General features: G+C 48.6%; 6 protein-coding genes and 1 pseudogene. 1 reads left to right on the plus strand and 6 read right to left on the minus strand.

What is annotated here, in order from left to right; genetic code table 11:
• Positions 1-916: ChaN family lipoprotein (locus tag ABWO75_RS13055; protein ID WP_353186226.1), on the plus strand; the 916-nt coding region annotated here is incomplete at its 5' end.
• A gap of 148 nt (positions 917-1,064) precedes the next feature.
• Here the strand turns inward: ABWO75_RS13055 and mscL are convergent.
• The 6 genes and pseudogenes from mscL to ABWO75_RS13085 all read right to left on the minus strand — a co-directional run.
• Positions 1,065-1,475: a large-conductance mechanosensitive channel protein MscL gene (mscL, locus tag ABWO75_RS13060; RefSeq protein ID WP_257657746.1), complete on the minus strand. Its 411-nt coding sequence runs from the start codon at positions 1,473-1,475 to the stop codon at positions 1,065-1,067.
• A gap of 100 nt (positions 1,476-1,575) precedes the next feature.
• On the minus strand, positions 1,576-2,715 hold the full coding sequence (locus ABWO75_RS13065; protein ID WP_353186228.1) for a sugar phosphate isomerase/epimerase family protein: 1,140 nt from the start codon (positions 2,713-2,715) through the stop codon (positions 1,576-1,578).
• A gap of 131 nt (positions 2,716-2,846) precedes the next feature.
• A complete protein-coding gene (locus ABWO75_RS13070) occupies positions 2,847-3,032 on the minus strand; it encodes a BF3379 family histone-like protein (RefSeq protein ID WP_090629460.1) in 186 nt (61 codons plus the stop codon).
• A gap of 201 nt (positions 3,033-3,233) precedes the next feature.
• Positions 3,234-4,478, minus strand: a complete 1,245-nt coding sequence (locus ABWO75_RS13075) for an aminotransferase class I/II-fold pyridoxal phosphate-dependent enzyme (RefSeq protein ID WP_353186231.1) — start codon at positions 4,476-4,478, stop codon at positions 3,234-3,236.
• Positions 4,479-4,672: 194 nt separating this feature from the next.
• Positions 4,673-6,355 carry a cell division protein FtsZ gene (ftsZ, locus tag ABWO75_RS13080; RefSeq protein ID WP_353186232.1) on the minus strand — a complete coding sequence of 561 codons (1,683 nt, stop codon included), beginning with the start codon at positions 6,353-6,355 and terminating at the stop codon, positions 4,673-4,675.
• A gap of 139 nt (positions 6,356-6,494) precedes the next feature.
• Positions 6,495-6,979: pseudogene (locus ABWO75_RS13085) on the minus strand (cell division protein FtsA); the annotation flags it as partial.

Below are 6,979 nucleotides of genomic sequence, written 5' to 3' on the forward strand. Positions count from 1 at the left end.
TTGCTGCACAAACCCGTATCTTCGCAGCATGAACATACGTCAACAACTCCTTACCCTTGTTTTCGCGACGACGTTTACCGCTGTTGCGCACGCACAGACTGACAGTTTGCTGTACCGTGTTTTTGACACGCAGGCAGAAAAAGAAATCAGCCTGTCCGAACTGGTGGGTTCACTGCAGCACACCGATGTGTTGTTTTTTGGAGAAGAGCATAACGATTCAGTGGCCCATGCGCTACAGTATGACGTACTTAAGGCAATGGATGAGCGCTACGAAACCGTCGCCCTGTCCATGGAGATGCTGGTAAGTGACGATCAGCTGGTGCTCAACGAATACCTTGGGGGCCTGATTACGGAACGAAATTTCAGTAAAGATGCCGTATTATGGAATAATTACGCGGACTACCGCCCTGCGGTTGAATATGCCAAAGCGCATCAACTGAACGTACTGGCAGCTAATGCACCAAGCCGTTACACCAACCGGGTGACGCGTGAGGGACTCAGGAGCCTCGACACGCTGGACGAAGCCGCCAAAATGTTACTGGCGCCGTTGCCTATTGATACCCTAACCGGCCCCTATTACGAAAAATTCAACGGATTGATGGGCGAACATGGCAGCGGCATGGCCAACATGAAGATCTACCAAAGTCAGAATCTCTGGGATGCTACCATGGCTTACCGCATCAGCCAGCTGGCCAAACGGACACCCGCGGTCAAGATTTTACACCTGAACGGCCGCTTTCATAGCGATGAAAAACTCGGTACGATTGCCCAGCTGGCCAAATATGCTGCTACGCTGCGGGTAAAGAATATTTCCTGCTTTCCGCACGAAGGCTTTGATAAGCCCCAATGGGAAACTTTCCGCCACCTGGGGGATTATGTGATTATTACCAATCCGGACGTGAAACGGACATTTTAACTGGATAATCACCCGCTCAGCCACCGGCGCCGCACCGCTATAACACGAAAAGGGTGCAGCAAACTGATTCCTAGTTTGCTGCACCCTTCACAATTTATTAACCTTACCCGTTCACAAAACACGGTCCGGTTTTCCCGTAAGCGGTCGGTTACTGTTTTGCGCGAAGTGCGTCCCTGATTTCAGTAAGCAGTACCTCTTCCTTACTCGGCGCTGGCGGAGCGGCGGGCGCCGCTTCTTCCTTACGTTTGAGGGAATTAATGCCTTTGATCACTAAGAAAATACAGAACGAAACGATTAAAAACTGGATAACTACGTTGATGAAGTTACCGTAGGTAATGGCTACTTCAGCAACCCCGCCGGCTTCGTCCGCGGCTTTAAGCACATATTTCAACTGCGAAAAATCAATACCGCCGGTGACGTAACCAATGGGTGGCATAATGATGTCATCAACCAGCGAGGTAACGATTTTACCAAAAGCGGCGCCGATGACTACACCCACGGCGAGATCTACCACGCTTCCCCGCATGGCAAACTCTTTGAATTCCTTTAAAAATCCCATAAATGATCAGTTTAAAATTCGTTAATTATTAATTCGTAAATCTAAATTGCGCAATTTTACAATGCAAACCAATTTTTTTTCACCCGTCCCCTGCACTTGTTCACAGTTGATCAACCGTCCGTACGGGGATGTCGCGCACATTGGGTGGAAGCAGGGGTTTCACACCTCCGTGGGTGTAGCCGCCTGTGGCATCCAGCTCCCATAGCATCGGACTCAGAAAGCCCACTGCGGCCCGGAAACCCTGTATAATGGCTCCCGGATTACCTGTATCTTTCGAATTCCGCGCTTCGTTTTCGATTTCATAAGGACCGATAAATCCCTTTTCGGTTAACTGCGAAACAAAAGCCCGCCAATCCAGGTCATCAGATCCACCGAAACCGGGCAGCATTGCCTCGTAGTGATGCCGGTCCCAGGCGTTTGCCGGAATGGATACGCCTGCCGTTGCAGCTAAACCGGCATCAACCGACTGCATTGGGTACATCCCACCCCAATCCGTACGTGCAGTCGTTTTTAGGTTACGGGTTGCCTTGACGTGAATCCGGTGGATGCGGGACACGTCGCTCTGCGCAATCACTTCTACCGGATCAGTATGCTGCCAGACGTCATGGGACGGATCGTAAATTTCGCCATGTGCCTGGCTTGGGATAAGGGCATACATTAGTTTGCGGGCGGCGAGTACACCAGGGAGGTTATTATAGGTAGAGGTATAAGCAGCACCGCGCCATCCTTCCATTGGACAGTTCTCGTATAGTATCGTGACCCCCAGATCCTCGGCATATCGGATAATCGGAGCAAACACCCGCCGGTATTCGTCCAGATTTTTCTGGAAACCATTTTCCTGGTTTCCAAGCTCATGATTATACCCAACAAACGTACCTACTTTCACGTCATTGGCATCACCCCCGAGCAGGTGCGCTATCCGGATCAGTTTCAGTAAATGATTCTGGTTATGGATCCGTTCGGCAGGATCGCCACCGATCAGGTTTTCAAAAGCGCCGAGTGAAAGCCGGAGGCCGGAGGCATTAAACAGGTCGAGTACCCGCGTGGCATCGTCGGGCGAAAACCCTTCATATTCCAGGTGCGTAGCGGTATGATCGCTGCGGGTGCCATCACGTCGAAATACACATAGGTCTATTCCCTGTACCCCTATTTTCTCCGCGGTGGCAATCAGTGCATGTAAGGGCAATTGATCAAAAGCCGAACTCATTGCCCATATTGGATTATCTGGTTTCTTATCCATTAGGCTTGTTATGCTTGGTCCGTGAAAGACCGATACTACCGGGTGCTTCCTTATGCTCGGACGGTCTGAAATAAAAAAGGCTGTCGGGTAAGACAGCCTCCTTATAAACTAATACGCATTGCTAATAATGCCTATTTTGCATTTTTTGCATCCTGTATTTCCAAGCGAATGGCCTGGGCCAGGTTCTTAACATCTTGAAGACCTTTTCTTACCCGTGTGCCAGCAGCGTTGTTGCCTTTATTGAAGAATTTGTCAGCATCCCCATCTAACCCTTCGATCAAGCTTTTAAGTTCATTAAATTTCTGAATACTTGCCATAATAAATACTCCTTTTAAGTTTAATTTAATTAAGTTAATAATCTACAGTGCGTTAAAAGTAGAATCTTTTTTCGGAAAAAAAAACTTTAAAACATCCAAAACACGCTATAAACGCACTTTTTTTTCCACATTCCACCACACTATCGCGATTAACGCAAAATATCGTCCTGTTTTACAATGAGATAGGCAAGCCAAAGCTTCCTATTCCGATGACAGGGAAACATCCTGTTTATAGTAGCCCGCGCTTAATTTGGCGCTGATAGCCGTAAATGCTTCCAATGTATACGCCACGTCCTGCAGTGTATGCACCGCCGTGGGGATCAGCCGCAGTTCGATCAGTCCTTTCGGGATTACGGGATAAACCACGATGGAGCAGAATATACTATGTGTTTCCCGGAGGTCCCTGGTAAGGGCTGTCGCCTCATTCAGGTCGCCCTTCAGAAACACCGGTGTCACCATGGTATTCGTAGTACCGATATCAAATCCTCTTTCGCGCAGTCCATTCTGCAGCGTGCGGGCGATTGTCCAGAGGTTCTCCCGGAGCTGCGGATTGCTTTTCAGTAACTCAAAGCGCTTTTTAAGTCCGAGTACCATCGGCATTGGCAACGATTTGGCAAAAGTCTGCGAGCGCATATTGTATCGCAGGTACGTGATAATATCTTTATTAGAGGCTACGAAAGCGCCGATACCGGCCATTGATTTCGCAAACGTTCCGAAATAGATATCCACCTCATCGATACAGCCCTGTTCTTCATGTGTCCCCGCCCCGGTGGGCCCCATGGTGCCAAAGCCGTGGGCATCGTCCACCAGCATTCTGAATCCGTATTTTTTCTTCAGTGCCGCAATCTCCTTCAGCTGCCCCTGTACACCGGACATACCAAAAACGCCTTCTGTAATCAATAAGATGGCTCCGCCGGTCTGGCGCGTAAGCTTGGATGCGTGCATCAGTTGTTTTTCACAGCTATCGATGTCATTGTGCCGGTAAACAAACCGTTTGCCCATATGCAAACGAACGCCATCCACGATACAGGCATGCGATTCCGCATCATAAACAATCACGTCGTTTCGATCGACCAGTGCATCAATAATGGATACCATACCCTGGTAGCCATAATTAAGCAGGTAACCGTCTTCTTTGCCGACAAACGCAGCCAGGTCCTGTTCCAGGGTTTCATGGTGTACGCTGTTTCCAGACATCATCCTTGCCCCCATTGGGTAGGCCAGGCCATATTCCAATGCCGCCCGGCCGTCCACCTCCCGTATTTCAGGGTGATTGGCCAGTCCCAGGTAGTTGTTCAGGCTCCAGGTTAAATGTTCTTTCCCGTTAAATAACATACGGGGTGCAATATCGCCCTCTAGCTTAGGGAACGAAAAATAGCCATGCGACCATTCATAATGCTGGCCGATTGGCCCAAGGTTTTTAGTTATTTTGTCAAATAAGTCCAATCTCTTTTTTCAATATTAAATTGTTAAAAAAATTGAAGCAAAGATAAACTTTAATTCAAAAGGTAACAACCGCCCACTACTATTCCACGCACTTAACCGAAGCATCGTTTACACGATTTAACTCCAATCAACTGTTTATCACGCTTATGCAATACCTTCAACCGGGTCAATAATTTGATCTCGCGGAAGGGATATCAATCTACATTATCATGTAGAAATGAGTTATTTGGTTTAATTTCGGTAATTCCTTCGTCGGTAGACAATGTAAACCGGGAAACCTGCGACTCAGACGAATGCGGCACATCGTCAAGCGCCATCTGCTTGCGTCGATAGGCCGGCTCTGTTTCCAGTTCCTGGAGTCCGTTCGCTGATTTCAGCTTCATGCTCAATTCCTTGAGCCGGAGGATGCGTTCCTTGGTTTTCAGCAGCTGCTCTTCCACAAACTCCGGTGTTTTTTGCTCATCCGGTTGACGGACCGCTTCTACTGGACGTGCAGCGGGCTGTTCTTCAGGGCCGGCTGCGGGTGCTGGCTTAGTCTCCGGCAGCTGATCAAACGTAGTCGGCAGTTCAAAATGAAGCGTTGAAGGTGACGTCTTTACTTCATAGCCGTCATTCTCCTGCGGTTTTTCCTCAGCTTCTTCCCGTTGAGGAGCCAGCTCATGACGGATGATCCCATCATTTTCGGGTGTACTGTTGCGCAGTTGCGGTTTGGAGGAAGTCGTGCTGAAAAGGTCCTGCTGGGCGGCTACATTCGTATGCTTAGCTACCGGGGCCTGCGGAACGGGTTCCGCTTCTGCCGCAGCAGTGTTCTTCTGTACAAACTGATTAATCGGCTTAACATAAGGAGTACGCGGCTCCTCAGGGGTAAGCGGGATCTCCACCCGCTCGTTTTCTTTTTCCTTTATCCGTTCTTCTGAAGTCTGGAATCCGGTGGCAATGATCGTCACGGACAACTCATTCTCCAGTGTCTCATCAATGCAGTTACCCCAGATCAGATCGGCAGACAGACCAGCCTTATCCTGAATATAATCAGTAATTACGGTAACTTCATCCATGGTCACCTCCTGCTTGCCTGAGGTGATGTTGAGTAGGATATAACGTGCGCCTTCGATCTCATTATCCTTAAGCAGCGGCGATGCCAATGCGCCCTGTACGGCCCGCAGTGCCCGGTCCTCGCCCTCTGCCAGGGCATTACCCATGATCGCCACCCCACTGTCGTTCATTACCGTACGCACATCTTTAAAGTCGACGTTGACATAACCGGGAATAGTAATGATTTCCGCAATGCCCTTCGCCGCAGTAGTCAGGATATCATCTGCTTTCGCAAATGCTGCCGTCATGGTCAGGTTTCCAAAAATGTCACGGAGCCGGTCGTTGGAAATAACCAGGTACGAATCTACGTACTTCTTCAATTCACCCAGGCCCTCTTCGGCTTGCATCCGCCGCCGTTTGCCTTCGAAAGTAAAAGGAGTGGTTATGATCGCTACAGTAAGGATACCCAATTCTCTGGCTGCTTTGGCCAGCACGGGACTTGCCCCCGTACCGGTACCGCCGCCCATTCCAGCTGTGATAAACAGCATCTTGGTATTGGAACCCAGCATACGCTTGATGTCTTCAATACTCTCAATTGCTGAGTTCTCACCTACATCGGGATCGGCTCCTGCTCCCATTCCTTCGGTAAGGCTGGCGCCCAGCTGCACCTTATTGGGGATGGGGCTCAATTCCAATGCCTGTGCATCCGTATTGCAAACGATGAAATCAACACCGCTGATTCCCTGCTTATACATGTGATTGACCGCATTTCCGCCGCCGCCGCCTACGCCAATTACCTTAATAATTGCCGATTGCTCCTTTAACATTTCAAACTTAAATGACATAGCTCTATCGTATTTTACTCATAAAGAGTATGATGCAACATTCGTTTTGACTCAATATTCGTAGTGTAATAATAGCACATTTTACACAATGGTTTTCCACAATTGTTAGTAATGTGGAAAAATCAGTCGTTGTTGAAAACTATTTTTTTCCGAGGTAAGATTCGTCATCAATCTCGTTTCCGTCTTTAATGATATCGCGGAACCATTTAAAGAAGCCTTTTTCTTTATTTCCTTTTTCCGTAATTTCCCTCACGGACAGGACACTTTTCTTTTCAGGCATTTCGTCCTGTACCTCCTCGGCCAGTATACCTTTGATCAGTAACCCGATACCTGTAGCATATAATGGGCTCTTCAGTTCATCATAGATGGTTTTGGGCAGCACTTCATTCTTAGCCAGGTGCTCATTCGGGAATCCCACACGGCAGTCGATCCCGGTAATGTATTCCACCAGTTGCACAAGGTGTTTCAGCTGAGCCCCGCCGCCGGTGACCACAATACCGCCAATCAGTTTGTTTTCGTAACCGGACGATTTAATTTCATAATACACGTGCTCGACAATCTCCTCCATGCGGGCCTGAATAATATATGCCAGGTTTTTAACCGAAATTTCCTTGGGCTCCCTGC

The sequence above is a fragment of the Parapedobacter lycopersici genome (genome assembly GCF_040395035.1).
Taxonomy (GTDB): domain Bacteria; phylum Bacteroidota; class Bacteroidia; order Sphingobacteriales; family Sphingobacteriaceae; genus Parapedobacter; species Parapedobacter lycopersici_A.